At 48.2% G+C, this 23,923-nt stretch carries 23 protein-coding genes and 1 riboswitch; of the genes, 20 read left to right on the plus strand and 3 right to left on the minus strand.

All coding sequences use genetic code 11. From position 1 onward, the window contains the following. Positions 1-61: 61 nt before the first annotated feature. On the plus strand, positions 62-1,714 hold the full coding sequence (locus tag FO446_RS08720) for a putative polysaccharide biosynthesis protein (protein WP_237900409.1): 1,653 nt from the start codon (positions 62-64) through the stop codon (positions 1,712-1,714). Between the two features lie 57 nt (positions 1,715-1,771). Here the strand turns inward: FO446_RS08720 and FO446_RS08725 are convergent, their stop codons facing one another. After that, positions 1,772-2,623, minus strand: a complete 852-nt coding sequence (locus FO446_RS08725; protein ID WP_173608622.1) for a class I SAM-dependent methyltransferase — start codon at positions 2,621-2,623, stop codon at positions 1,772-1,774. A 24-nt stretch (positions 2,624-2,647) separates the two neighbouring features. Beyond that, entirely contained in the window at positions 2,648-3,745 is a 1,098-nt protein-coding gene (gene csaB / locus FO446_RS08730) for a polysaccharide pyruvyl transferase CsaB (protein WP_048031963.1), read from the minus strand. A gap of 430 nt (positions 3,746-4,175) precedes the next feature. Here csaB and FO446_RS08735 point away from each other — a divergent pair, with 430 nt between their 5' ends. From FO446_RS08735 to FO446_RS08820, 18 genes are all read left to right on the plus strand, one after another. Further along, a complete protein-coding gene (locus FO446_RS08735; protein ID WP_173608621.1) occupies positions 4,176-5,099 on the plus strand; it encodes a 50S ribosomal protein L11 methyltransferase in 924 nt (307 codons plus the stop codon). A gap of 64 nt (positions 5,100-5,163) precedes the next feature. Next, positions 5,164-6,339: an acetyl-CoA C-acetyltransferase gene (locus FO446_RS08740; RefSeq protein ID WP_173608620.1), complete on the plus strand. Its 1,176-nt coding sequence runs from the start codon at positions 5,164-5,166 to the stop codon at positions 6,337-6,339. A 53-nt stretch (positions 6,340-6,392) separates the two neighbouring features. Further along, complete coding sequence (locus FO446_RS08745; RefSeq protein ID WP_232774253.1) at positions 6,393-7,382, plus strand: LCP family protein; 990 nt, start codon at positions 6,393-6,395, stop codon at positions 7,380-7,382. Positions 7,383-7,588: 206 nt separating this feature from the next. Further along, positions 7,589-9,289 carry a long-chain-fatty-acid--CoA ligase gene (locus tag FO446_RS08750; RefSeq protein WP_173608618.1) on the plus strand — a complete coding sequence of 567 codons (1,701 nt, stop codon included), beginning with the start codon at positions 7,589-7,591 and terminating at the stop codon, positions 9,287-9,289. A 153-nt stretch (positions 9,290-9,442) separates the two neighbouring features. Then, positions 9,443-10,033 (plus strand): fatty acid metabolism transcriptional regulator FadR, encoded by a 591-nt coding sequence (locus FO446_RS08755; protein WP_232774254.1) that lies wholly within the window; start codon positions 9,443-9,445, stop codon positions 10,031-10,033. A gap of 118 nt (positions 10,034-10,151) precedes the next feature. Continuing rightward, on the plus strand, positions 10,152-10,925 hold the full coding sequence (locus tag FO446_RS08760) for an enoyl-CoA hydratase (protein ID WP_173608617.1): 774 nt from the start codon (positions 10,152-10,154) through the stop codon (positions 10,923-10,925). Between the two features lie 52 nt (positions 10,926-10,977). Next, complete coding sequence (locus tag FO446_RS08765; RefSeq protein WP_088906589.1) at positions 10,978-11,745, plus strand: electron transfer flavoprotein subunit beta/FixA family protein; 768 nt, start codon at positions 10,978-10,980, stop codon at positions 11,743-11,745. Between the two features lie 20 nt (positions 11,746-11,765). Further along, the gene (locus FO446_RS08770; protein ID WP_173608616.1) at positions 11,766-12,725 is read left to right on the plus strand and encodes an electron transfer flavoprotein subunit alpha/FixB family protein; all 960 of its coding nucleotides are present in this window, start codon (positions 11,766-11,768) and stop codon (positions 12,723-12,725) included. Between the two features lie 110 nt (positions 12,726-12,835). Continuing rightward, complete coding sequence (locus tag FO446_RS08775) at positions 12,836-13,123, plus strand: hypothetical protein (protein WP_173608615.1); 288 nt, start codon at positions 12,836-12,838, stop codon at positions 13,121-13,123. A 140-nt stretch (positions 13,124-13,263) separates the two neighbouring features. Continuing rightward, positions 13,264-13,581, plus strand: a complete 318-nt coding sequence (gene trxA, locus FO446_RS08780) for a thioredoxin (protein ID WP_007722428.1) — start codon at positions 13,264-13,266, stop codon at positions 13,579-13,581. A 183-nt stretch (positions 13,582-13,764) separates the two neighbouring features. Beyond that, on the plus strand, positions 13,765-14,946 hold the full coding sequence (locus tag FO446_RS08785) for an ABC transporter substrate-binding protein (protein WP_221867746.1): 1,182 nt from the start codon (positions 13,765-13,767) through the stop codon (positions 14,944-14,946). Positions 14,947-15,094: 148 nt separating this feature from the next. Then, entirely contained in the window at positions 15,095-15,961 is an 867-nt protein-coding gene (locus FO446_RS08790) for a branched-chain amino acid ABC transporter permease (RefSeq protein WP_173608613.1), read from the plus strand. Positions 15,962-15,966: 5 nt separating this feature from the next. After that, complete coding sequence (locus FO446_RS08795) at positions 15,967-16,938, plus strand: branched-chain amino acid ABC transporter permease (RefSeq protein ID WP_173608612.1); 972 nt, start codon at positions 15,967-15,969, stop codon at positions 16,936-16,938. Position 16,939: 1 nt separating this feature from the next. After that, positions 16,940-17,701, plus strand: a complete 762-nt coding sequence (locus tag FO446_RS08800) for an ABC transporter ATP-binding protein (protein ID WP_173608611.1) — start codon at positions 16,940-16,942, stop codon at positions 17,699-17,701. Position 17,702: 1 nt separating this feature from the next. After that, complete coding sequence (locus FO446_RS08805; RefSeq protein ID WP_173608610.1) at positions 17,703-18,416, plus strand: ABC transporter ATP-binding protein; 714 nt, start codon at positions 17,703-17,705, stop codon at positions 18,414-18,416. A 123-nt stretch (positions 18,417-18,539) separates the two neighbouring features. Continuing rightward, positions 18,540-18,791 (plus strand): DUF2164 domain-containing protein, encoded by a 252-nt coding sequence (locus tag FO446_RS08810; RefSeq protein WP_173608609.1) that lies wholly within the window; start codon positions 18,540-18,542, stop codon positions 18,789-18,791. Positions 18,792-18,829: 38 nt separating this feature from the next. Beyond that, complete coding sequence (uvrC, locus tag FO446_RS08815; protein ID WP_048031978.1) at positions 18,830-20,611, plus strand: excinuclease ABC subunit UvrC; 1,782 nt, start codon at positions 18,830-18,832, stop codon at positions 20,609-20,611. A gap of 102 nt (positions 20,612-20,713) precedes the next feature. Then, a riboswitch (Lysine riboswitch) is annotated at positions 20,714-20,901 on the plus strand. 231 nt (positions 20,902-21,132) lie between these two features. Next, entirely contained in the window at positions 21,133-22,374 is a 1,242-nt protein-coding gene (locus FO446_RS08820; protein ID WP_172140745.1) for an aspartate kinase, read from the plus strand. A gap of 49 nt (positions 22,375-22,423) precedes the next feature. Here the strand turns inward: FO446_RS08820 and FO446_RS08825 are convergent, their stop codons facing one another. Beyond that, a complete protein-coding gene (locus FO446_RS08825; RefSeq protein WP_173608608.1) occupies positions 22,424-22,876 on the minus strand; it encodes a YslB family protein in 453 nt (150 codons plus the stop codon). Between the two features lie 428 nt (positions 22,877-23,304). On the opposite strand from FO446_RS08825, the gene FO446_RS08830 reads away from it, so the two are divergent. Then, on the plus strand, positions 23,305-23,916 hold the full coding sequence (locus FO446_RS08830; protein WP_173608607.1) for a succinate dehydrogenase cytochrome b558 subunit: 612 nt from the start codon (positions 23,305-23,307) through the stop codon (positions 23,914-23,916). The last annotated feature ends 7 nt before the right edge of the window (positions 23,917-23,923 follow it).

The raw sequence follows: 23,923 nt of genomic DNA on the forward strand, positions 1-23,923 counted from the left end.
TCATGTCGATTGGTGCTGCCTTACGGGTATCCAGTCAAAGAGACGAATAAAGGAGTTACCCATGTTGAAAAAAAGTCATTTTCTCGCGGGAGCGTTGATCTTAGCCATAGCGGGGATTTTGTCAAAAGTTATCGGGATGTTTTACCGAATTCCGCTTCAAGAGATAGTAGGCGACAGAGGTCTCGGACTCTATCAGGAAGTATATCCTCTCTACCTGACCTTTCTCATTTTGGCGACAGCAGGTGTGCCAGTAGCATTGTCGAGAGTGATTGCAGAGGCATTGGCTGAAAGAAAACAAGGCTCTATTGGACAAATTTTGGCCCGTAGCATGGTTATGATGGGCGCCATCGGACTTATCTTGTTTGCGCTCCTGTACGTCAGCTCCCCACTTATCGCAAAGCTCATGGGGAATCCGCATTTGATTGAACCGATTCGAGCGATTTCCATGTCGCTGCTGTTCGTTCCTTTGATTGCGGTTATTCGCGGCTTTTTCTACGGCCATCAAAAAATGTTGTTTGTCGGACTCTCGCAAATTGTGGAGCAGACCTTGCGTGTCGTATTTATTTTGGTAGCTTCCCTGTATCTCGTGTCACTCGGTGAAGATACGGATACTGTGATTACCGGAGTCAACTTCGGTACGATGATCAGTACGTTTTTGAGTCTCGGGTTTCTAGCATTACTCATGTGGCTCCACAACCGGAAAAATTCCGTGTTTAGCGGGGCAGAGTGGGGGCGCCTTACTTGGTGGTATGATCGTGCCTTCTTCGCCTCGATGTGGCGAATTGCCTGGCCAATTTGTATCAGCGCCTTAGTTATCCCGATTTTCAGCCTGACGGATTCCTTTCTGGCGATTAACATCTTCCGCTACATATGGAATGTGGACGGCTTGACGGCGGATACGTGGTTTGGCATTTACAGCAGGGGAGGACCACTTCTGCAAATGGCGAGCTTGTTCGGATCGTCGATTGCTCTCTCGATCGTCCCTGCCATTGCCGAAGCAATCAGACAAAAGGATCAGGAACGGATTACGACCTTGACCAAGCTCTCACTGCGCTTTGCTTGGCTAATCGGTCTGCCTGCCGGGCTGGGACTGACAGCTGTAGCTGAAGGGGCGAATTTGGCGTTGTATGGTGATATGGAAGGCACGCGTGCAATGGCGATTTTAGGAATCACAGCGATCCCGCTTTCCTTGTTGCTTGCTACAAACGGCATTTTGCAAGGGATCGGCAAAGAAAAAATCCCTGCGCGTCATCTGCTTTATGGTGTCATTGTAAAAGTACTGGCAACACTCGTGTTTACCTCGATGTTCGGTATGGATGGATTGTCCCTGTCTTGGCTGGTTGCTACTGCATTTGTCTGCGTACTGAATATGCGAGTCATCAACCGTTACGTATCGATTCCGATTAACTGGCGCTTCGATACCATTTATCCGTTACTGGTGGCTAACCTCATGCTCATTCTGGCTTGGGGAGCGACAGAGGCAATTGATTTCCTGTTCAGGGGAAGAGAGCCAGTGCGCATTTTGGGAGCGATAGAGACCGTCGCTGGAGTCGGTGTAGGGCTCATCATCTACCTGGGACTGCTCATCCTCATTCCACTTATTGAAGACAAGGAGCTAGACTGGCTGCCAGGTGGAAACAAACTGCGCGCCTTTATCCAATTCATACGGAGGAAGCAGGCCTCCTCGTTAAAGTCCAATACGAATAACGATTAATCCAATCGAAAAACCCCTTTCTCCACAAACGGAGGAAGGGGTTTTATGTGATCTTTCTTATTTCGCTTTTTGATAAACACATACGACCATTTTTACGAAAAATTCACGGGTAGCAGGCAATTTCGCCAAGGCCTGCAACTGATTGCGCAACGGAATCTCTCGCTGGTAAACCGCAGGCTGTACCACGCCTTGTTGAATTTTTCGAAACCGTTTGATCGTCATGCGATTGATGTACGAGATCGTGTCTCTGCCATCAGGGAGCTTGTCGAAGCGAAATGCAATCCGGTCAGAACCGTCTGGCAAGTCGCTAACTAGCTTTTTATAGGCGTCAATCAAGGCCTGCTCCGAAAAGAGGGCATGTACCCAAGGAATGCCGATCGCATCTGACAAATGAGCACCGTATGGATGATAATACGGCGGAAAATTGATGTAGAGATGCCCGCCAGGCTTCAAGACCCGAAAGCATTCCTCCAGCGTCTTTTCCGGTTCGCCAACGTGCTCCATCGCATCATTCATGATGATCGTATCGAACGTGTTGTCCGGGAAGTCCATTCTTGCGGCATCACCAGTCATGAAGGAGACGAGATGATCCAGTCCCTTTTTCTTCGCGAATGCATTTCCTTCCTCCGCGTAGTGGGGGACGATATCGATGCCGATCATTTTTTTCGGTCCATAGGTGGCGTAATAGCAGGTTTTGCCCCCGCCGCCACAGCCGATGTCCAAAACTGTTTTGTCACGGAACATTTGCTCCTGTGAATGGAAGGGGAGGAAAAACTGAATGGTTTGATCCCCTTTTTGAAATTGCCATTCGGTATAGCTCATTTCCCCGTTGTTTGCCAGGTTGAAAGGGTGAACGGGGAGAGGAAATAATCGATTTAAACGAAGTAACACTTGTGAAGAAAAGGACATGATGTCCTCCTTTCCAGGTCAGCCTTATTTACGCAGCGCCTGCAAAACAAGTTCACTGCTTTTGGATGCTTCGATCGCTAACAGATGGGAATGCTTCGTTACTACATCAATTTCGTGATCGAGGTTGTCCAGTTTTTCAGCGAGCAAGGTCAAAAGTGTAGTTTCATCGAGTTGAGTAATATGACCAGCATTGGGCATTCCAGCGCGTTCAACGAATCGATCGATTTTCGGATCGTAGGAGATACCGATAAAAGGAATTCGCAGCATGCAAGCAAGAATGAGAGAGTGAAGCCGCATTCCTACGACGTAGTTGCATTGCTTCAGTACCGACATGATGTCATGAAAAGTCACAGGTGCATCGAGAAGACGTGCTCCTGGTTGGCTCATCTGGTCCATGATTTCCTGGGACGGTGCCAAATCACTAGGGACATGCATCGGGAGGAAGAGAACATTCCATCCGCGCATGATAAACCAATCTGCTGCCCGGGCTATCTTCTGTTTGAATTGCTGTTCCTGCTTCCAGTCCCGGACAGAGATGGCGACCAAAGGCTTGGAAGGATCATCAAACATACCATGGAGCAGCTCTTTTCCCCGTTGATCTGCAATATCGTCTGGGGATATCGTCAGAGCAGGGTCAGCTGTTATATAGATAGGGGCTTTTTTTACGCCGCAGGCTTTGAAGTCCTCTCCTGATTCGTAGTCGCGAACCGTGATAATGTTGACGTGATTCACCACGCGTTTAATCATCGTGCGACTGAGCGATTTGAGGATGGGTCCAAACCCTTGCGCGTAAAAGACCACGGGTTTACCTAAAAGCTTGGCAATGGTGACGATGCCCAAATAGTAGAGGACACTGCGCGGACTGGTTACATCCTGCATCAGTGTACCGCCGCCCATCACCAGCATGTCACTTCGCGAAAGCTCGCGGACGATGGTTCCAAAGCTCCAGCGGTTATAGGCTTCAATCCCGAACAGTTCCGCAGTCCGATCAGGCTGATTGGACAAGACGGCGAGAGAGATATTTGGTTGTTCCCGCTTAAGAGAGCTGATGATGCCGTACAGGACCACATCGTCTCCGGCATTATTAAAGCCGTAGTACCCGGAGATGAGAATTCGCGACATGGAGTGAACCTTCTTTCTATATCAAACGTACAGGAAAAATACATTCTCAAGTATAATCGAGTAAACAAGGGGAAGTAAAGCAACCACAGTAGAAAACTTCACGCCCCAATTGTTTGGACAGATACAGTGGGTGTAGCGAGGTTCGTAGGGTATAATGATGTTGTTCCGACTTACGAGAACATATAGAGGAAACCCATACCGAACATGCCGATGCCAAGAACGATGAGGGCAATCATGACGATGAAAAGTCCCTTGTTTTTGCGGCGACGGTAAAAAAATTCGTCAAACATGGTAAGCCTCCCTGTGGTGGTGATAGTCCATTCTACTATCATACCATGTTCTCTATCATCCTTGCCATCCACAGATGAGTGAATAGATGTCCGCAAGAATAGGGGCGAATGACAGCAAAAGGGAAGGAGCATTTTTCATCATGGAAAGCATGTGGCTCAAATACACATTACTAGTGGAATCAGAGATTGAGGATTTGTTTGTGGCAGAGGTATTGACCAGCTCCTACACACTTGGCTGGATCGAACCGCAAATCGAAGTACTGACAACGGAAAACGGATATGATTACGCAGAAAATACGGAAGGTCCACTTGTTGGTTATCTGTTTGAACCCCAGCACGATCGTGAAGAGGAGCATGTATCCCGCCTGAAGACCTACATTCAGCGGTGGAATGGACAAGTCACTATAAAAGAAGTAGAACTCGTAGCGGAGGAAAATGATTCGTGGAAAGAGGAGTTCCGTGAAGTCAAAATAGGCGACTGGTGGGTGGCACCAACGTGGACCGACCCCGCAGCGCTGGAGTCGGCTCGGCATATCCTATGGATCGATCCAGGTGCAGCCTTCGGAACGGGCTATCATGGAACGACGCAGGACATTCTTTTGTTTTTGCAAGAAATGGATCTGGAGGGTAAGCAAGTCATTGATGTAGGAGCTGGCTCAGGAATTCTCTCTTTGTACTGCGCCTTGAATGGAGCGAAGCATCCTGTATGGGCAGTGGACATTAATCCACAAAGTGAGTATCAGGTTCTCGTCAATGCGACCAATAATCATCTTCCTGACCACGCTGTACAAGTCGTCATTGGGGATGCGAGCGAGGACGCAGTGAAGTCTCAATTGCCTGACCAAGCAGATGTCATTCTGGTCAATATCGGTGGCGATGAAAATGTCGCGATGCTTCCGATGATTACGGAGCGAATGGCACCAGGAGGAACGTTGATTCTCTCGGGAATTGTCGAATGGAATCGGGAAGCTGTCATTGCTACATTTGAACAGGCAGGCTTCCAGGTGGAGAAAGAAAGCCAACATGACGAATGGGTCACCGTTGTATTGAAAAACATCGTTTAGAACCGCCCTGTAACTTCCGTGTGAGACAATAAAGAAAAAGGTTACTCAATGGAGGGGAAAACAAATGGAGCAGGTTGTCATTGCTGCTGCCGGACGTACGCCTATTGGTACGTTTGGTGGCGTCCTGAGAGATGTAAGCGCTCGCAAGCTGGCAGAAACCGTCATTCGTGGTGTTATGGATCGATCTGGCCTGGAAGCTTCTCAGATCAATGAAGTCATTTTAGGCAATTGCATTCAGCGCACAGACGAGCCAAACATAGCGCGAGTGGCAGCATTGGACGCAGGATTGGGAAAAGAAGTGACGGGCTTCACGATTCAACGTCAATGCGCGTCCGGCATGCAAGCGATTGTGAGCGGCGCTTCCCAAATTCTTTTAGGCGACAGTGAAATCGTTTTGGCAGGCGGCGTAGAGAGCATGAGCAACGCCCCGTATGTCCTGAAAAATGCGCGCTGGGGCAAACGATTGACACATGGGGAAATGACCGATGCGATGTGGGAGTTGTTGACAGATCCCCACCATCAAATCCTGATGGGCGAAACGGCAGAACGGCTGGTCGATCGTTACGGGATCACGCGTGAGGAGTCGGATGAAATTGCCTTGCGCAGTCAGCAAAACGCGATCCGCGCCATAGACAGCGGTTTGTTTGCGGAGGAAATCATAGGAGTTTCTATTAAAAAACGGACCGAAGAAATTATGGTTACGGAAGACGAATTCCCTCGCAGGGGAGTGACTCTGGAAAGTCTCGCGAAACTTAGACCCAGCTTCCGGGACAATGGTACAGTGACGCCAGGCAATGCCTCCGGGCTCAACGATGGAGCGTCCGCAGCCGTTTTGATGAAAGAAGGAAAAGCGAGAGAGCTCGGGATCGAACCACTCGGCAAAATTGTCTCGTGGGCGGTAGCGGGGGTAGAGCCTGATTTGATGGGATATGGACCCGTTCCAGCAGTGAAGCGTGCATTGGCAAAAGCCGGTCTGACGCTCGCGGATATCGAACTGATCGAAGTAAACGAAGCCTTTGCCGCGCAATACCTGGCTGTGGAAAAATTGCTGGAGCTACCGCGGGAAATAACGAATGTGAACGGAAGCGGTATCGCGCTGGGTCACCCTGTCGGTTCTACCGGCTGCCGAATTGTCGTAACCTTGCTGCATGAAATGAAGCGACGACAGCTGAAGCGAGGCTTGGCTGCCCTTTGTGTTGGCGGAGGTATGGGTATGGCGATGGTTGTCGAACGCACATAGGTTTAAACGAAGTCTCCCCTGTTAAAAATGGAAGCAAAGGGGGAGGCTTTGTCATGTTTATATGGTTATTTTTCAAACGACATGGAAAACAGATTGCGTTTCATACCTTATCCTGTTTGGCGATCGGGGCGTTGTTGCTGGTTGCCTATAGTGCCTATCAATACAAGCAAATGACAAATCAGTGGTATGCTCCGATTGATGGAGTCAAAGGAAGCGCAAAGCAGGCAGCTGCGTCCCTTCCTCCTCGTAATCTTTTGACAGGAACAGAGCCATTAAAGCCTTTCGTCGCCCTGCTTCTCGGCGTGGATAGCCGAGACGGGGAAAGTGCACGTTCAGATACAATGATGCTTGCGGCGATTCATCCCGGGAAGCAATCCGTCTATCTTTTGGCGATTCCGCGTGACAGCTACATGGAGCTCCCAGGCAAAGGATATGACAAAGTGAACCATGCGATGGCTTTTGGTGGTCCGAAGATGGTGAAAGAGTCGTTGGAAAAATTTTTGCAAATAAAAATTGATCGGTATATCTCCGTCGATTTCGATGGCTTCCGTCAAATTGTAGACGAGCTGGGCGGTGTCACAGTCGATGTGAAGAAACGCATGAAGTACAGTGATCCGAGCGACGACACGTACATCGACATTCAGCCAGGGCTGCAGACTTTATCAGGTAAACAGGCATTGGATTACGCCCGCTATCGCAAAAGTGATCTAGGCAAGGAAGACAGTGATTACATACGGATTGGCCGACAGCAGGAGATTCTCAAAGCGTTGGCTTCTAAAGGCACCTCGCTTCAAGTGTATACCAAGGCATTTTCACTCATGGAAATACTGGGTCAGCATGTGAAAACGGACCTTACTGAGCAGGAAATCGCCTCTTTATTATTGTCTTATGGCGATGGCACTCCGAACTCCATTCAAGCGGATACACTGGTCGGACAGGATGAGCGCATTTGGCATAATGGAATCGTTGGCTGGTATCATCTCGTCCCCACAACTGAACGGGAAAGAGCACGCCAGCAAATCATCAAGGAAGTTACGCCGTAAGAAACAAAGACCATAAGAGCAAGAGCAAAGGACACGGCTTTCATCATGGACGTGTCCTTTTTTGTCGAATGCTCTTGTCCCGATAGAAAGCACATGATTTTAATTGGAAAATTGAATATGTTTCGAATACAATAGTCATTAGGAAGAGATTATGAATGTAGATCATAGGGAGAGGCAAGGCCATTTAAGGGATGGAGGGAATGACCATGTCAAATGCCAAGCCTTGGATTGCCAATTACCCGCCCGAAACTGCGCCGTCATTGGATTACCCCCGTGTTCCTTTGACGCATTTTCTGGAGCAGTCTGCAGCTATGTATCCAGACAGTAACGCGATCTATTTCATGGGAAAAAGCATTACGTATCGAGAGCTTTTGCAGTTGTCATACCAATTTGCCAATGCATTGATCAAACGCGGTGTAAAGAAAGGGGACCGCGTGGCGATTATGCTGCCAAATACTCCACAAGCCGTCATCAGTTACTACGGGGCGCTTTTTGCAGGTGCTATCGTGGTCATGACCAACCCGCTGTATACCGAGCGAGAATTGATTCACCAAATGAACGATTCAGGCGCCGAGACCATCATCACACTGGATTTGTTGTACAAACGTGTTACCCAAGTCCGTGCATCTACCTCACTTCAACGAATCATCATCACAAGCATTGGCGATTTCCTTCCCTTATTGAAAAAATGGCTATACCCGTTCGTACAGAAGAAACAAGGACAAAATCCGCAGGTTACATATAGCGCAGATATTGAGCCTTTTCTTTCCGTATTAAAAGAAAGCGCTACCAAGCCTGCTGAAGTACCAGTCGATCCGACCCAGGACATCGCGCTCCTCCAGTATACAGGGGGGACAACAGGTGTTGCCAAAGGCGTCATGTTGACGCACGCCAATCTCATTGCGAATGCAGTCCAGTGCCAAGCGGTCCTTTACAAGCTGAAAAAGGGAAAGGAACGGATTCTGTGTGTGCTCCCGCTGTTCCACGTGTATGGGATGACTACCGTGATGAACAAAGGCATTTGTATCGCAGCAGAAATTATTCTCGTTCCCAAATTCGACGTGAAGCAAATATTTGAAATGATCGACAAGCGCAAGCCCACTCTTTTCCCAGGGGCACCCACCATGTATATCGGTCTCATCAACCACCCAGACTTGAAAAAGCATGATCTGTCTTCCATCGATGCATGTGTCAGTGGTTCAGCTCCGTTGCCGGTCGAAGTGAAGCTCAAATTTGAGGAGTTGACGGGTGGCAAGCTGGTCGAGGGGTATGGGATGACAGAGGCTTCTCCCGTAACTCATTCCAATCCCATTTGGGAAAAAGGCATTACGGGAAGCATCGGAATGCCGTGGCCAGATACGGATTGCCGAATTGTGGACCCAGCAACAGGAGAAGAGATGCCCCAAGGCGAGGTCGGGGAGTTGGCCGTAAAAGGACCCCAAGTCATGCTCGGCTACTGGAATCGCCCAGAGGATACCGCTGCCGTATTAAGGGATGGCTGGTTTTTGACGGGAGATATGGGCTATATGGACGAAAATGGCTATTTCTATATCGTAGATCGCAAAAAAGACATGATTATCGCTGGCGGCTTTAATATTTATCCGCGCGAAGTAGAAGAAGTGCTGTTTGAGCATCCTGCCATCCAGGAGGCAGCAGTAATCGGTGTTCCAGACCCGTACCGGGGCGAAACAGTGAAAGCATTCGTCGTTTTCAAGGATGGACAACTCGCGAGTGAAGAGGATCTGGAATCGCATTGCAGACAGAGACTCGCCGCCTATAAGATTCCGAGACAATACGAGATTCGTACAGATTTGCCCAAAACCATGGTCGGAAAAGTATTGCGTCGCCAATTACAAGAAGAAGACAAGAAGAAAAGGGAAGCCCAAGAAGAAATCAAAACGAGCTAGTGTAGCTGATGTTTTGAGGCTTGCGATCCCAGGCGGAAAGCGGCCTTTTTTGCTGGCCTCTTGCGATTGACAGAGGAGTGGCCCTGTATTACACTAATTATGAATGAGTGATCATTCATTTCGTCATCAATGTTAGTAAACATGGAGGTAGTTATGGCAAAGAAAACGGGGGAAAAGTATCAAGCCATTATTGATGCTGCTGTTCGAGTAATCGCCAGACAGGGCTATTACAGTGCCCAGGTATCGAAAATTGCGAAAGAGGCGAAGGTAGCAGACGGCACCATATACCTCTATTTTGAAAACAAGGATGATATTTTGATTTCACTGTTTAACGAAAAGATGGGCCAGTTTGTGGAGACAAACCGCAAACGCATTTCGGAAGCGACGTCCATTGAGCAAAAGCTGTATGTACTCATTCATGCACACTTGAGCCAGCTATCCAATGACCATGATCTGGCAAAAGTGACGCAAATCGAGCTACGCCAATCCAGTCCGGTCATTAGTGAAGGAATCGGCAACGTGATGAAGCAGTATTTTAACCTCATTGACGAAGTGATCGTAGAGGGTATGGAGCAGGGCGTATTCCGATCTGATCTCGAGGTTCGGATTACGCGCAAAATGATTTTTGGAACGCTGGACGAAGTGACAACATCTTGGGTGATGAAACAGTGCAAGTACGACCTTGTCTCTTATGTTGATTCCATTCATAACCTCTTCCTGCTTGGTATGAAGGGAAAAGAATGAAAAGAAAAGCTTTTTTTGCATGAAAACGTTTGTTACAATGGAAACAGTAAGACTGAGCGATCGCTCGGAATGAATAGTAGCTGTTTTTTATATATGGGGAGAGTTTGGGGGGAGAGGAATGGCGTCGCATTGGAATGTAGAAATCGTTGATCGCGTTGCTACGGTTACGATCAGCAACCCGCCTGCTAACGCACTCAGTCAAGCAGTGCTCGGTCAATTGAGTGAACTTTTGGACCAGTGGGAAAATAACGATGAAATCAAAGCAATCGTTTTGACTGGTGAAGGTCGGTTTTTCATTGCAGGAGCGGACATCAAAGAATTTACCCAACTGAATCGGGATAATGCAGAAGAAATGGCGAAGAAGGGTCAAGCATTGTTTAATCGCATGGAAACGTTCCCGAAGCCAATCATTGCAGCAATTAACGGCGCTTGCCTTGGTGGGGGACTGGAGCTTGCGTTGGCGTGCCATATCCGCTTGGCAGCACCTGAAGCCAAGCTCGGGTTGCCAGAGTTGAATCTCGGACTCATTCCAGGGTACGGGGGGACGCAACGTCTACCGCGTCTGGTTGGTCGAGGCAAAGCGACACAGATGATTCTCACATCAGAGATGATCGGTGGCGAGGAAGCATTGCGTATCGGTCTTGTGGAAGCGGTTTATCCCGTAGAGCAGTTGCTCGCAGAAGCACAAAAGCTGGCGGCTGTTTTCGCAAGTAAGAGCGCGATTACCCTGAAGTTTGCCCTAGCGTCCATCCATAACACAACGGAGCTGTCGCTGTCACAAGGCTTGGAGCAAGAAGCAAAGCTCTTTGGTGATGCTTTCGCGACGGAGGACGTAAAAGAAGGCGTGACTGCATTTCTCGAAAAGCGCAAGCCGCAATTCGCAGATCGGTAGTTAAGCATATAGCTTCACAAGTATGAGGTACCACTAAGGAGGAGGCATCCTGATGAATATCGTGGTTGTGTTGAAACAGACGTTTGACACAGAAGAAAAAATCGTCATCCAAAACGGACAAATTTCCGAAGATGGCGTTGAATTCATCATTAATCCCTACGATGAGTACGCTGTAGAAGAGGCAATCAAGCTCAAGGAAGAGCACGGCGGCGAAGTAACCGTGATCAGCGTCGGACCAGACCGTGCTGAAAGTGCCCTGCGCACTGCTTTGGCAATGGGCGCAGACAAGGCTGTTCTGGTGGATGACGAGTCTCTGTTTGGGGACGAATTCACCATCGCTAAAGTATTGGCGGCAGTAGCGAAAAAGGTTGGCTTCGATATCATCATTGGTGGACAAATGGCTGTAGACTCCGGGGCTGGCCAAGGCGGTCCTCGTCTGGCAGAAGAACTGGGAATTAACCATGTATCAACTGCTGTGAAGCTAGAGGTGGACGGAACGAATGTACGCGTAGAGCGCGATGTAGAAGGGGACCTGGAAGTCGTGGAGACGAGCCTTCCTGTTTTGATTACGGCTCAGCAAGGACTCAACGAGCCGCGCTATCCTTCTCTCCCAGGTATCATGAAAGCGAAGAAAAAACCTTTGGATAGACTCGGCGCTGACGATTTGGGAATTACTGCGGATGAGGTAAAAGCAAAGACAGAAATCGTCGATCAGACATTGCCTCCGAAAAAGCAGGCGGGCCGCATTCTCTCTGGCGAATTGGCAGCTCAAACGTCGGAATTGGTGCAACTGTTGCGCAATGAAGCGAAAGTGATCTAAGCGAGAGGGAGAGGATATCCATGAAAAAAGTACTTGTATTGGCAGAAGTACGTGACGGACAACTTCGCAACGTGTCGCTGGAAGCATTGACTGCAGCACAAGCATTGGCTGAGGGCGGCGAAATTGTAGCGGGTGTATTCGGAGCAGATTCAGCAGCGCATGCAGTGACATTGGGTCACCATGGTGCGAGCACGGTATATACGGCTGATCATACAGCGCTGGCGCAATACACGCCAGATGCGTATGTGCAGGCACTCACTCAGTTGATTGAACTGGCTTCTCCAGATGCAGTGGTTTTGGGTCACACGGCGATCGGTCGTGATATCGCACCTCGCGTAGCAGCGAGACTTGGTTACGGTCTGATTTCGGACGTAACAAGTGTAGAAGCTGGACCAGTTTTTGTTCGCCCGATCTATGCAGGAAAAGCGACGCAAACACGCAAATTCGTTGAAGGAACAACCTTTATTACGATTCGTCCAAACAACATTGCCATCGGCGCTGCTGACCCTTCGAAAACGGCAGTGGTGGTACCAGTTGAATTGGAAATCAAGGATTTGCGTACGATTGTAAAAGATGTGGTAAGAAAAACAAGCGGCAAAGTAGACCTTTCCGAAGCAAAAGTCGTGATTTCCGGTGGGCGTGGCGTGAAAAGTGCAGATGGCTTCCAGCCGTTGTACGATTTGGCGGAAGTGCTCGGTGCAGCTGTTGGTGCATCTCGTGGCGCTTGCGACGCAGACTATTGCGACTACTCCATGCAGATCGGACAGACAGGTAAGGTGGTTACACCTGATTTGTATATCGCATGCGGGATTTCGGGAGCGATTCAGCACTTGGCTGGTATGTCCAGCTCGAAGGTCATTGTTGCCATCAACAAAGATCCGGAAGCGCCAATCTTCCAAGTGGCTGATTACGGTATCGTAGGTGACTTGTTCGAAGTGCTGCCATTGCTGACGGCAGAGTTTAAAAAAGTATTGGTTTAACAGAAAGATGATGACTAGGCGCTCCTTTTTGGGGGCGCTTTTTTTGTCCTTGGCTCTTACTTTATGCTTTCCTTGCTTGGTATAATAGGGGATAAGGAGAGGTGATCGGAATGAGCGAGGAGCTTTTGCAACAACTGATTCACATGGTTGCTGAGAATAATCGGCTTGTAAAAGAGACACAGCAGGATGTGCGTGACTTTAAGAAAGAGATGTATGATTTTCGGGATGAGATGTACGCGTTTCGAGATGAGATGTACGAATTCCGCGATGACGCTACGCGCCGATTAGACAGATTGGAACGCCAAAATAAACATATCGATGCAGACCTTGATCTGCTGCATCGGAAAGTTAGTGACCACGAACGGGAGATTAACCGGCTCAAACAAGTCGGGCAATAAGGTGCGGTCAGACTGGACAGACTATAACGAGAAGTACAGGGCAAAGTGTGGAGCGGCGTAGTCAATTTGGTGTTTGAATGATATACTGATAACCGTTAGGAACCTTTATTTAGTAATTGAAATTCAAGGAGGTAACTTCTATGGCAATTGTAAATGCTACCGACCAAAACTTTTCCCAGGAAGTAGAGCAAGGCGGTACAGTCCTGGTTGACTTCTGGGCTCCATGGTGCGGCCCTTGCAAAATGATCGCTCCTGTACTGGAGCAAATCGACGGTGAAGTGGGCTCCCAGCTCAAAATCGTCAAAGTAAACGTGGATGACAACCCAGATTCTGCTGGTCGTTTTGGCGTTATGTCCATCCCAACCCTGATCGTATTCAAAGACGGTCAACCAGTTGACAAAGTGATTGGCTTCCAACCAAAAGAAGCGCTCATGGCAACTGTAGGGAAACATCTGTAAGAGTAAAGCAACGAATGAAGCGGCATAGTCATGTGCCGCTTTTTCTTATGTTTGAAAACGGAATTCTGAACGATCGTTTGTCAAAAAATTAAGTTTACTTGAGCGAAAATAATTGCGTTTTTAGAATACTTTGATTAAACTTCATATATTCAATTTATTTCGAGAATAGAGGGGGCTTTTCTAATGAAGGGATTTCATTTGATGCGCTCGCTGGCGGCAATCTCGCTAGGGGCAGTATTGATGGTCGGATGTTCGAGCGGAGGAAATACAACTGCTCCTGCGGCAGGAGAAAGTGGCTCTGGACAAGCCGCCGACGGACAAGAGATTCAAGCGAAAATCGGCGTCGTTGGTTTCCTTTCAGGATCTGGTGCAGCTTATGGAGAAGCGCAAAAAGCAGGATTGGAGCTGGCGTTGGGAGAGCTGAATGAAGCGAACAAAGGTAAGCTCAAGATTGAACTGAAGTTTGAAGACTCCGCCGGAGAAAAAGAAGGCGCGATTAATGCAGTAAATAAACTGATTAATCAGGATAATGTCGTGGCGATTATCGGACCGACACTTTCCGGGGAAATGTTTGCTGCAGGACCAGTAGCAAACGAGGCGGAGACTCCGATTTTTGGTATCTCCAACACGTCAGAAGGAATCAATGATATCGGGGAGTACGTCTTCCGCAATTCATTGCCTGAGTCCATTGCAATCCCGACAGCTATGAAAGCAGCCGTGGAGAAAAATGGCTTGAAAAAAGTAGCACTCATCCATGCATCCAACGATGACTTCTCCGTGAATGGCTACAAGGTCATGAAAGCAACCGCTGAAAAGCTGGGCTTGGAGATTACCGGTGAAGCGACTTTTGCAAATGGCGACGTAGACTTTTCGGCACAATTGACCAAGCTGAAGCAAACAAACCCAGATGCTTTGCTTGTGTCCGCCTTGTACAAAGAAGGCTCCATGGTTGTGAAAAAAGCACGTGAATTGGGCTTTACAGGGACAATTCTTGGCGGCAATGGTTTCAATAATCCGAAAGTTTTTGAAATTGCAGGTTCATCTGCTGAGGGCTTGATCGTTGCGACTCCATTCAGTCCTGAAAAGAAAGATGATAAAGTACAAGCCTTTGTAAAAGCATTCGAAGCCAAATATAACAAAAAGCCTGATCAGTTCGCAGCTCAAGCGTACGACTCGCTATACATTATGTCGCAGTCACTGCTTGCCGCAGGAAAAGCAGATCGCGAAGAGTTGCGCGGCCAATTGGCTCAGCTGAAAGACTTCACAGGTGTATCCGGCAAACTGTCCTTTGACGAGAAACGCAATCCGATTGGTGATGCGGTTGTCGTTGTCGCAAAAGAAGGCAAATTCGTCCCGTTTGAATAGGATCGAGCCCGGGGTCGCTCCGGGCTTCTTTTTCTATCGGTTATCTCGCTGGATCAGAAAGTACCAGATCATGTTCTTCGCTTGCTGATCCAGCGAGAATAACTCAATCATCGTGGGATGGTAACGACTTAACAGTGAGGTGAGGCATTTGTTTTGGCAGCAATTAGTCAATGGTTTGACAGTTGGTAGCACTTATTCATTGATCGCATTGGGATATACGCTCATTTTTGGTGTCTTGGGAATCATTAATATGGCACACGGCCAAATTTTTATTTTTGGATCACTAGTTGGCTTGGTATTGATGACCAGCCTTAATATGCCTTTAGGGGTAGCGCTGATCGTGGCAGTCGTCATATCGGCGATCTTGGGTCTTGTACTGGAGTATACAGCGCTTCGCCCCCTTCGCAAGAAAAATGTACCCCATCTGGCGTCTTTGATCAGTACGATCGGATTTGCCATTTTGATGGAGGAAGCCATGCACAAGTTTTTCGGTGCTGACTCCCGTGCGTTTCCGCAATCCTTCGGGGATACCACTTTTGATCTGGGCATCATTCAAATTCGCAGTGTTGATCTCGTTATTTTGGGGATTTCTGTGTTGCTGATGTTCGTCCTGCATTTTTGGATTCAAAAAACGAAAATGGGAAAAGCGATTCGCGCGACGGCTGAAAATACGGATACCGCAAATATTTTGGGGATTAACACAAATATGGTCATTGTCGTGACCGTCATGCTTGCCTCGGCACTGGGAGGTGTCGCCGGCATATTGATCGGGATGGCGTATTCCGCTCTCATTCCGACGATGGGGATGACGCTTGGCTTCAAAGGTTTGGCCGTTTTGATTTTAGGAGGTGTAGGCAGTATTCCTGGGGCTATGGTGTGCGGCGTATTGCTCGGAATTATCGAGGTGTTTACTGTCGCGTACGGAGACTCGTCGTATCGGGATGCGGTTGCTTTTGGCTTGATCATTCTCATTTTGCTCTTGAAGCCGGAAGGACTATTTGGACGCAAAGCGTAAGGGAGGTGCAGACATTGGACATTCTCAATCCATATAACTTACAAGTACTGACTTTTATCTTGTTAAACAGTATTTTGGCGATCAGTATTTACATTACGCTCTCGACGGGCCAGCTTTCCTTGGGACATGCGGGCTTTATGAGCATTGGCGCTTTTACAGCGAGTATTTTGACGAAGCAAGCGGACGTACCGCTGTTTATCGCCATCATAATCGGAGGACTGGTAGCAGGACTGATTGCACTGTTGATCGGTGCTCCGACATTGAAGCTCCACGGCTTGTACCTGGCAATTGCTACGCTTGGCTTTGGTGAAGTGATTCGCGTTATTTTTCTTAATATGGAGATAACAAACGGGGCTCTTGGATTGACCGGACTTCAATCGGTTGGGAATTATTTGTACGATTTTGAAAAAGCAATGGGGTTAAAAGCGCAAACTCTTGGCATTTCGGTCATGCAAATGAAGTCGTTATCGACCTTTGTGTTTATGCTGCTCCTGTTTGCCTTCGTTCTTTTCTTGACGCTGCGTCTGAACCGTTCGCGTCTTGGGCGTGCTTTTGAAGCGATCAAAGCAGATGAAACGGCGGCACGAGCGATGGGATTGCAAGTCAATTATTATAAAATGCTTGCTTTTGTGATCGGTTCAATTTTGGCAGGGGTATGTGGAGGATTGTTCGCCCACATTACGACGACGATTACGCCAGATGATTTTAACTATCATAAAGTCGTAGAAATTCTGTCTTATGCCGTGATCGGCGGCAGCGAAGTCGTATGGGGGCCGCTGTTTGGTGCCTTGGTTCTTACGGCGCTGCCGGAGGTGCTGCGTGGTTTGGCCGAGTACAAAATGCTCATGTACGGTTTGATCATGGTCGGTGTAATGGCATTCCGTCCGCATGGCTTGATCGGTGCCGATACGTTCCAAAAGCTGTTCAAGCGTCGTCGGGGCAAATCATCGGACAAGGAAGCGAAGGGGGGAGTATAAGATGTTGCTGGAACTTGCGAACGTAGGAAAAAGCTTTGGCGGCATCACCGCTCTTCGTGACGTTTCTTTTACTGTCGGAGAGGGCGAAATTGTCGGCTTGATCGGTCCGAATGGTGCGGGGAAAACGACCATTTTCAATATGGCAACGGGCATATTCGAACCAACAACGGGTACCTTTTCTTTTGCTGGGCAAAAGCTAAACGGCATGGCGCCAAACAAAATTACCGAAATGGGTATTGCAAGGACGTTCCAAAATATTCGCCTATTCGGTCACATGAGTGCGTTGGACAACGTGAAGGTGGGATGTCATTCGCGCATGAAGGCAGGCTTCTGGGCTTCCCTTTTGAAAACACCGGGACAACGTGCGGAAGAAAAAGCGGTTACCAAAAAAGCCGAGGAGTTACTCGAATTCGTAGGCTTGTCTGACATTGTTAATGTCCGCTCGGATACATTGGCTTACGGTCAACAACGACGTCTGGAGATTGCACGGGCACTGGCTACTGAACCAAAACTCTTGCTGTTGGACGAGCCTGCTGCCGGAATGATCGAGACCGAGACGAAAGCACTCATGGAGCTGGTCAAAAAAATTCGCGATGACGGGACGACTGTCCTGTTGGTCGAACACGATATGGGATTGGTCATGAATCTGTGTGAAAAGGTCGTATGTATCAACTTTGGGGTCAAAATTGCTGACGGTACCCCGGCAGAGGTACAAAACAATCCAGATGTGATTGAAGCCTACCTCGGCAAGGAGGACGAATAAGATGCTGAACATCCAAAACTTGACGACCTCCTACGGTCAAATCAAGGCGATTCGTGGGATTACGCTGAAAGTGCCTGAGGGCAAAATCGTCTCGCTGATCGGTGCGAACGGAGCGGGCAAAACCACAACCATGCGTACAATCGCAGGTCAACTGAAGCCAGAAGCAGGGACGATTACGTTTTGTGGTCAACGCATAGAGGGCTCGAGACCCCATCAAATCGTAAAAGCCGGACTGGCGTTGGTTCCAGAAGGGCGTGCGATCCTCGGAAAGATGACCGTTCTGGAAAACCTGGAAATGGGTGCATTCCAGCGCAACGATGCACAAGGCATCAAGGACGACATGGAAAAGATGATGATCTGGTTCCCCATCCTCAAGGAGCGGCTTTCCCAATTGGGAGGGACGATGTCTGGTGGTCAACAGCAAATGCTAGCCATTGCCCGCGCATTAATGTCTCGACCGAAGCTGCTGCTTTTGGACGAGCCGTCGATGGGCTTGGCTCCTATCGTGGTGGCGGACATTTTCAAGGTAATCAAAGAAATCAATGCGGAAGGTACGACCGTTCTTATCGTGGAGCAAAATGTCAAACAGGCCCTCAAAATTGCCGATTTCGGGTATGTGCTGGAGGCAGGGCAAATCGTGTTGGAAGGCACAGGAGAATCGTTGTTAAACGACGAGCGTGTAAAAGAAGCATATTTGGGCGGTCGCAAGCACTAGGTCTGCCTATAAAAAACTGTCGCCATGGAATGAGGCGGCAGTTTTTTTCGTATTGATTCCATGGTACTATGAAGGGTAGAACGTATATTCTCTTATGCGAAAAAGGGAAGGAAGCCGGATACGATGCCAACCAAATTGACGAGAGAGCAAATGGAATATCTTGTTCATCAAGTACAGCGTTACTATAAAGAAGAACGGTCAGAGACACTCGGTAATTTGGAGACGGAAGAGTTGATTGCCTTTTTTTCAAAAGAGCTCGGTCCCTTCTATTACAATCAAGGGGTGCAAGACAGCCGCAAGCTGCTGGTGGAACGGATGAGTTCCTTGGAAGATGAACTGTATGTATTGGAAAAGCCAATTCACAAGAATAAATAGATGCAAGGCAGATATAGAGCAAAGAGGAGGGAGCAGCCATGAACAGCTCCTTAAAAGATAAACTGGCCGTCCTGCCAGATAAGCCAGGCTGCTACCTGATGAAAAACGCGAGCGGGGAAATCATTTACGTAGGAAAAGCCAAGGTGCTGAAAAACCGCGTCCGCTCGTATTTTACAGGCAGTCATAACGGGAAGACGCAGCTGCTGGTCAGTGAGATCGTGGATTTTGAGTACATTGTGGTATCCTCAGCGATCGAGGCGCTCATCCTCGAGTGCAACCTGATCAAAGAGCACGATCCGCGCTACAATGTCATGCTTCGCGATGACAAGACGTATCCGTATATCAAAATTACGAATGAGGCGCAGCCACGTCTGGAGATTACCCGTAAAGTATTAAAAGATAAAGCCAAATATTTCGGTCCATATCCGAATGCCGGAGATGCCTCCGAGGTAAAGAAGCTGCTGGATCGCCTCTATCCGTTGCGAAAATGCCGCAATATGCCCAAGCAGGTTTGTCTTTACTACCATTTGGGGCAATGTCTTGCGCCCTGTGTATACGAGGTATCGGCTGAGGAAAATCAGCGTTTGGTGGATGAAATCAGCCGGTTCCTCGATGGTGGCCATGAGGAAATGAAGCAAACCCTTACGGAAAAAATGCTCCAAGCCGCAGAAAACATGGAGTTCGAACGAGCCAAGGAATATCGCGATCAGATCAAGAGCATCGAAGCGGTGATGGAGAAGCAGAAGATCACGTTCACCGATACGGTAGACCGCGATATTATCGGGTTTGCTGTGGAAAAAGGCTGGATGTGTATCCAGGTGTTCTATATGCGAAAAGGGAAGATGATCGAGCGTCAGACGACTTCCTTTCCATACTATGGCAGCGAAACCGAAGACTTCATGTCTTATGTGAGCCAGTTCTACTACGATAAGCAAAATGCGCTGCCGAAAGAAATTTTGCTCCCGCAAGAGAGTGAACCAGAGCTTTTGAGTGAATGGCTGGGCATCAAAGTCCATGCGCCGAAAAGAGGCAAAAAGCATGAGCTCGTGAAGATGGCTTCCGAGAACGCCCGCATTGCTTTGCAGGAGAAGTTCGCCCTGATGTCTAAAGACGATGCTCGGACGGTCCAAGCGGTGCATAATCTTGGTCACATTTTAGGGATTCCGGTTCCTCATCGAATTGAAGCGTTTGACAACTCCAACATTCAAGGAACAGAGCCTGTGTCTGCGATGATTGTCTTTACAGACGGGCGCCCTGACAAAAAGGAATACCGCAAATTCAAGATCAAAACCGTCGAAGGACCAGATGATTACGGCTCCATGCGAGAAGTCGTTCGGCGACGTTATTCTCGCTTGCTAAAAGAAAACCAGCCAATGCCCGACCTGATTGTGATTGATGGTGGAAAAGGCCAAATCAGTGCGGCTATGGACGTTCTGGAAAACGAGCTCGGTCTTTATATTCCTGTCTGTGGACTCGCGAAAGACGAGAAGCACCGTACTGCTCAGCTCATGTACGGAGATCCGCCAGAGCCTGTGAATCTTAGACGTGACAGCTATGAGTTTTATTTGTTGCAGCGCATCCAAGACGAGGTCCACCGTTTTGTTATTACGTTCCATAGACAATCCCGGACCAAAACGATGCTCTCGTCGCAATTGGATGAGATCCCGGGTATCGGTGAAAAGCGGCGCAAGCTGTTGTTCTCTCATTTTGGCTCTTTGAAGAAAATGCGCGAGGCGACCGTCGAAGACTTCCGCCAATTAGGGATCGGCGACAAGCTGGCAAAAGAAATCATCGGGCATCTGCGCAAGCTCGACACTTAGCAAATGTAACTTTTGGAGTAACCTTTAAAAAGGAATTGATCCATTTTTAGACTCATGATATAATCCGATTCAAACAGAATAGTTAGCCTCACTTCCATTATGGAGTGAGGTAGAGGCGCGAAAACCAAGAGTACCACCCTGAGATCGGGTATCTGTGAAGGGGACGGGAAAGGGGAATTCGCCGAAGTGTGGAGGGAAACCCGCTTTTCTCCATGCTGGGCCTGCGTTGAACAAATGCAGGACTGTCATCTGCACAATGACCAATTGTCAGATGGAGAGCTATCTCACGGTGTGTCAATGTGAGTTTTGATGGTGATAACTGTCAATCTTCGTTGTCCGCGTGTATTGGGAGGGAGGAACCGGTATGTCGAAACAGTAGGCAGCGGCAGGTCTTATTCCTTGTCGGTGCCTTTTTTGTAAAATAAAAATGCAAGACTTTTCCTTATAGAGAAAATAGTGAAAAACCATACGATACGAGATAAATACCAACATTGGATATGAGAAAAAGGGAGAGAAGCCGCATGGGGTTGATCGTGCAGAAATACGGAGGCACCTCTGTAGGTACCATTGAGCGAATTTTACGAGTTGCGGATCGAATTATCAGCTACAAAGAGGAAGGACATGATGTGGTAGTCGTTGTCTCTGCGATGGGGAAATCTACTGACGTATTGGTAGACATGGCCAAGCAGATTAGCGCATACCCATCCGAGCGTGAAATGGATATGCTGCTGACCACGGGGGAGCAAGTATCGATCGCGCTTTTGTCGATGGCCTTGCATACAAAAGGCTACGACGCTATTTCTCTTACGGGCTGGCAAGCTGGAATCACCACGGAGGCGATTCACGGAAGAGCGCGGATCAAGCAGATTGATCCCGAGCGGATTCAATCCGAGCTCGGACGCGGTCGTGTGGTCATCGTGGCAGGATTCCAAGGGATCAGTGACGAAGGTGAAATTACGACGCTCGGCCGCGGTGGATCGGATACATCTGCGGTTACACTTGCAGCGAGCTTGAACGCTGAGAAATGCGAAATCTTTACAGACGTGTCCGGGGTGTATACAGCTGATCCACGAATGGTTCCAGCTGCGAGCAAGCTGGATACGATCTCGTATGATGAGATGCTGGAGCTGGCGAACCTCGGTGCAGGGGTTCTTCATCCTAGGTCAGTAGAGGCTGCGAAAAAATACAAGGTAAGGCTGGTCGTCCGCTCCAGCTTTACTGCCGAAGATGGTACGTACGTTGAGGAGGTTGCCAACATGGAAACAGGTAGAGTAGTAAGTGGAGTTGCACATGATGAAGATGTAGCCAAAATCACGGTTGTCGGCATGCCTGCCAAGGTCGGGACGCTCTCCCGTCTGTTCAATACGCTGGCAGACAACCAGGTGAACGTCGATATTATTATCCAAAGCTCTTATGATGCGACTGTTACGAATATTTCTTTTACAGTTGCAGCGGATGACCTGAAAAAAGCACTGGATACGCTGGACAGAAACAAAAACGAGCTTGGTTTTGAAAAAGTCGATTTCGAGGAAAGCTTGACCAAAGTATCCATTGTTGGCTCCGGAATGATCAACAATCCAGGGGTTGCTGCCGAAATGTTCCGCGTTCTGGCAGAAAAAGAAATTTCTATTAAAATGGTATCTACATCTGATATCAAGGTTTCTTGCGTCATTCCAGCCGCCTTGACGGAGCTGGCTGTTCGCAGTCTGCATTCGGCCTATGGTCTGGATGTTGAGGAAACCGCAGTCGTGCACGGCGTATAAAAAATGGATGCTCCCTCTCCCTTCCTTATAGGTAGAGGGGGCATTTTGTTCATGACGCCACTTGTACGGAGATACGTATGTCAGAAGAGCTTTCCATTTCGATTTTGCTAAACGTTTCTCTTTCTTTCCATTGCTCAATCATACCAGCGATGATCCCGGCTTCAAAGGAAAGACTGCATCCTAGTCTTTCTATAGACTGATAGCTAAAAATGGAATGAGTGAGTGAATAGACGATCGTTTGTTTGGTCTCCTCCACGACGTCTAGCTGGCCTAATCCGAGCCGAATAAAAGGCATAATCGGACCTGTTGCAGATTGAATGGGGATTTGGCGGCCCATATTTTTTCCTATCCAATAGAGAATATGGTTTTCACTATCGCCTAGCAGGGTACTAGTCAGCGTTTCGCGTAGAAGATGATAGCCAAGGTAGGGCATATTCATTCTTTCCGCATAGGGAATGGTCTCTGGCGGCAACAGTGCTGCAAGCTGATCCTTCTCTTTCATATGTGCTTCCCTCCTGTCTGTACTAGATTATGAGAAGGGACTCGCATTCATGACATCGTAAGAGAAAAAATAGCTGGACTAAACAAAGTTATTCTATCAATGTATTTAGTACATTGATTGTCTTGACGCTCTGTGTCGACAAGAGTACAATTGGATTTGGTCAAAGTTTTGCCCAACTTTTTCTCGTATTTTGACACATTCCGACAAATTCATTTGATCTAGTGAACGCAGTCTTTTTGTGAACGGCTTCAAGACGCTGTACATAAAATGATCGTGGCGGTTTTGCTATGTCTAATGGGTGAGGCAATGGGTTAGGATATTGGGGAAAGGTCTATCAAAACGGTCGAAGCCGTTTTGGACCGCTTGCGGTGACGCTTGACGTTTTTCACAGAATTGAGAGTTACATACATTGAAAGGGGGACCATTGTATGGCGAAAGGCCATAGCTTTCTCAGTCACAAGCTCCACTCACTTCTTGGTTTGTTTCCGATCGGGCTCTTCCTGCTGTTTCACTTGACAGCCAACTACCAAGCGACCCGTGGAGCCGAAGCTTTTAATCAAACAGTTGGTTTGATTGAAAATGTTCCATTCGTATTGGTGCTTGAATTTGTTTTTATCTACCTCCCGATCCTGTTTCACGCTGTTTACGGTCTCTACATTGCGTTCCAAGCTAAGCAAAACGTAGGGAACTTCGGTTACTTCCGAAATCAAATGTTCTTGTGGCAACGTGTTACAGGAGTCATTACCCTCATTTTTATTGTTTGGCACGTTTGGGAAACACGTATCCAAAAAGCAATGGGTGCACACGTGGATTTTGACATGATGGCAAACATTTTAAGCAGTCCTGCAATGATCGTATTCTACACAATCGGGATTATTAGCACGACTTTCCACTTCTCCAACGGACTGTGGTCGTTCCTGGTTCACTGGGGAATTACAGTTGGGCCGCGTTCCCAGCGCATTGCAACATTCCTGACTTTGGGCGTATTCGTAGTTGTAACCTTCATCGGCTTGCGTGCGATGTCGGCTTTCATTTTGTAGGGATAGG

Source organism: Brevibacillus brevis (assembly GCF_022026395.1).
Taxonomy (GTDB): Bacteria; Bacillota; Bacilli; order Brevibacillales; family Brevibacillaceae; genus Brevibacillus.